The 3577-nt window shown below is 69.4% G+C and carries 2 protein-coding genes; one reads left to right on the top strand and one right to left on the bottom strand.

Annotation, left to right across the window (positions count from 1 at the left end; translation table 11 throughout):
* Positions 1-1824: glycoside hydrolase family 15 protein (locus ACJOT3_RS33495; RefSeq protein WP_406977144.1), on the top strand; the 1824-nt coding region annotated here is incomplete at its 5' end.
* Between the two features lie 818 nt (positions 1825-2642).
* Here ACJOT3_RS33495 and ACJOT3_RS33490 read toward each other — a convergent pair.
* Positions 2643-3577, bottom strand: a 935-nt coding sequence (locus ACJOT3_RS33490; protein ID WP_406977143.1) for an IS3 family transposase, incomplete at its 5' end; no start/stop codon positions are given.

Here is a 3577-nt window from a genome sequence, read left to right as displayed (position 1 = left end):
CACCGGGTCGCCGACACCCCCGCCGCGGCCCACCTGCTGGCGCTTTTGGCGGCCGAGCGGCGCTCGTGGGTGTTCGGCGAGCGGCCCACCCCGATCGAGCGCATGTCGCTGCTGTCCAACCAGGCCTCGGTGGCCTTGGTGGGTCCGGACGCGCGCCTGTTGTGGCTGTGTCACCCCGAACCCGACTCCCCGGCCCTGTTCGCCGAACTCCTGGGCGGCCGCTCCGCCGGGGTGTTCGCCATCGCCCCCGCCCACAAGGGCCTGCCCCTGGGTCAGCGCTATGAGCGGGACACGATGACGGTGCGCACCCGTTTCTCGCGGTTGGAGGTGATCGACTACCTGGCCGCCGGCACCGGCCCGGGCCGCACCGACCTGGTGCGGGTGATCACCGGGACCACCCCGGCGGTGGTGGAGTTCGCGCCCCGCCCCGACTTCGGCCGGGCGCCGGTGCGGATCACCGCCAAGGACGACGGGCTCATCGTCGAAGGGGCGGAGTTCCCCATCGCGTTGCACGCCCCGGGGGTGTCCTGGCGCATCGACCACGACAACGGTGCGGCCCACGCGATCGTCCAGCCGAGCAGTGAGAGGCCCGTTGTTCTGGAGCTGCGCTGCGGAAGCCAGGAGCTCCGAGCTCACCCGGACATCCCGGAGGAGCGCCGCCGCCGGACGGAGCAGGCGTGGGCCTCGTGGGTGGGGACACTCGACCTGCCCGAGACCGAGCGGCGGCTGGTGGCCCGCTCCGCCTTGACGCTGCGCGGGCTGTGCACCCCCACCGGCGGTGTCATGGCCGCCGCCACCACCTCCCTGCCGGAGGAGATCGGCGGTATCCGCAACTGGGACTACCGGTACTGCTGGCTGCGCGATGGGGCCCTGACCGTGCAGGCCCTGGTCGACCTGGGCTCCACCGTCGAGGCCGACGCGTTCCTGGACTGGGTGCACCGGGTGGTCGCCACCCTGCCCGGCCCCGAACTCCTCAAGCCCCTGTACTCGCTGCGCGGCACCGACCTGGGCCCTGAGGAGGTCATCGAGTCCCTGTCGGGCTATGCCGGATCGCGCCCCGTCCGGGTGGGCAACCTCGCCGACCACCAGGTGCAGCTGGACGTGTTCGGGCCCGTCGTCGAACTCATCACCCACCTCGCCGCCGCACGCGGGACGCTGGCCGACCGGGACTGGGACCTGGTCCAGGAGATGGCCCACGCCGTGGCCCGCCGCTGGCACGAGCCCGACCACGGCATCTGGGAGGAGCGTGACGAGCCCCGCCACCGCGTCTACTCCAAGGTGATGGGCTGGGTCACGTTGGACCGTGCCCTCACCCTGGCCGCCGCCTACGGCCGTATCCCCGACCCCACCTGGGAGGGGTTGCGTTCCCGGATCGCGGCCGAGGTGGTGGACAAGGGGTGGAACGAGGACGTGCAGGCGTTCACCACCGCCTATGACGGCACCGATCTGGACGCCGCGTCGCTGCACATCGGCCTGTCCGGGTTGATCGATCCGGCCGATCCGCGGTTTCAGGCGACGGTGACCGCGATCGAGGCCGAGTTGCGCAGTGGCCCGACGGTGTACCGCTACCACCGCGATGACGGGTTGCCGGGTGGGGAGGGCGGGTTCCATCTGTGCACGACCTGGTTGATCGAGGCGTATCTGGCCACGGGGCGTCGGGTGGAGGCCGAGGAGTTGTTCGCGCACCTGGTGGACTGTGCGGGGCCGACGGGGTTGTTGCCGGAGGAGTTCGATCCGGTGAGCGAGCGGGCGTTGGGCAATCATCCGCAGGCGTACTCGCATCTGGGTCTGATCCGCTGCGCCCGACTCCTCGACCGGAAGTAGAGGTCACCCGAGACCACCGGAAACCCCCGCAGAAGCGCCCGCCCTGTTCCCCCGGGGCGGGCGCCGCCGTTTTCGGGCGGTGGCCCCGCCGCACGTAGGTGCACCCACCATGCCCTAACGCTGTGGGGGGCGAAGGTGTCCTGCCCGGGGCCCGGGCACAGTCCGGAGGAGGGATCGGTTCCTCCGGCTCCAGGGGGTCGGCGGAGGAGTCACCTCCGTTCCCGGTCCTGTGGGGGTGAGGGTTTTGCAGGTACTGGGATCTTCGCCGCAGGGGGTTTCCCACCTTTCCCGGGGCCTTGGCCACGGCCGGAGGGCGTTGCGCTTCCCCCGCCGCAGGGGGTGACGGCAGTAGGAGGCCTCCGGCCCTGGCCCCTGGGGGTTTCTCACCTGGCCGGGGGGCCTTAGCCACAGCCCGGTCACCTGCCCGGGGCCTTAGCCATAGCCGGAGTGCGTTGTGCCTCCCCCGCCGTAGGGGGTGACGGCCGCGGGAGGCCTCCGGCCCTGGCCCCAGGGGGTTTCGGTAGAGCGGGACTGGACCCCGGCCCCAGGGGGTGAGGCAGCAAGAGCAGGTTTCCAGAACGGCAACCATCTGCGGAGGGCGGTGTAGGGGGCCGGTCTCGGTCGCGTTGGTCTCCACGGGTCACCCCTTGGGAACGTACAGACCCGGGCTGGGCGCGGAGCCGTCCCCACGGTACGAGGCCCGGCAGACCAAAAGGCGTACGCGTTGGGCTCACGTCCGGGGTGGTGGGGGTGTTTTCCGGGGACGGGTCGGGGCTGAGGGGCCCTGCTGTTTCCGGACAGGATTTCAACCGCCTATTTCACGCGACCAGTCGCAAATCCTGATGCGCCGCGTAGATCTCCGCAGGCGTGTTGTACCCCAGCGCGGAGTGAAGACGCCTGTGATTATACCAGTGCTCGATGTACCGAGTGATATCACGCCGGGCGCTTTCCCGAGTGGGATACACCATCCTGTTCGCCCGCTCGTTCTTCAGCGCGCCGAAGAACGACTCGGCCATCGCGTTGTCGTAGCAGACACCGGTCCGGCCGACCGATCGTTGGAGACCCTGCTTCTTCAGGAAGTCACCGAATTCCTTTGACGTGTAGTTGCTGCCCCGGTCCGAGTGGAACACCGCTCCCTTGGACAGCTTCCCGTTCCTCTGCGCGTTCTTCAGCGCCTGAATGACGAGCGGGGTGCGATAGTGGTCGCCCATGGCGTATCCGATGACCTCCTTGGTGCAGCAGTCGATCACCGTCGCCAGATACAGCCACCCTTCCCAGGTGGGGATATAGGTGATGTCGCCGACGAGTTTCACCCCGGGGCGAGGGGCGGTGAAGTCACGCCGGACCAGATCCGGGATCCCGGCGGATTCGTCGCCCTGGGTCAGGCACACCCGCTTGGGGCGCGGTTGGCACGGCTCCAGGCCCATGCGGCGCATGAGCAGCCGCACCAGTTCGGGGCCGGCCTGGACGCCCCAGCGCTGGAGTTGGGCGTGGATCCGCCGGTAACCGTAGGTCTCCTCCGAGTCGTCGAACGCTTTCCGGATGAGCAGTGTGAGGTATTCGCGGCGCTCGGCCGTCGCCGAGGCGGGCCGGTTCCTCCACTCGTACTGATCTTTGATTATGCGGTTGACGGAAACGGTGAGGGTTCCAAGCCGACCGACTCGATGAACCCCCGCAGCAGATCGGTGCGCTTGCGCACCAGACGCAGATGCGCGTTGATCACCTGCTCCAAATCCTCCAGACTCCGGAACAG

The sequence above is a fragment of the Nocardiopsis protaetiae genome, assembly GCF_045446735.1.
Lineage (GTDB): Bacteria > Actinomycetota > Actinomycetes > Streptosporangiales > Streptosporangiaceae > Nocardiopsis > Nocardiopsis protaetiae.
The sequence above is the reverse complement of the archived record's forward strand: the minus strand, read 5'-3'. Positions and strand labels throughout refer to the sequence as shown.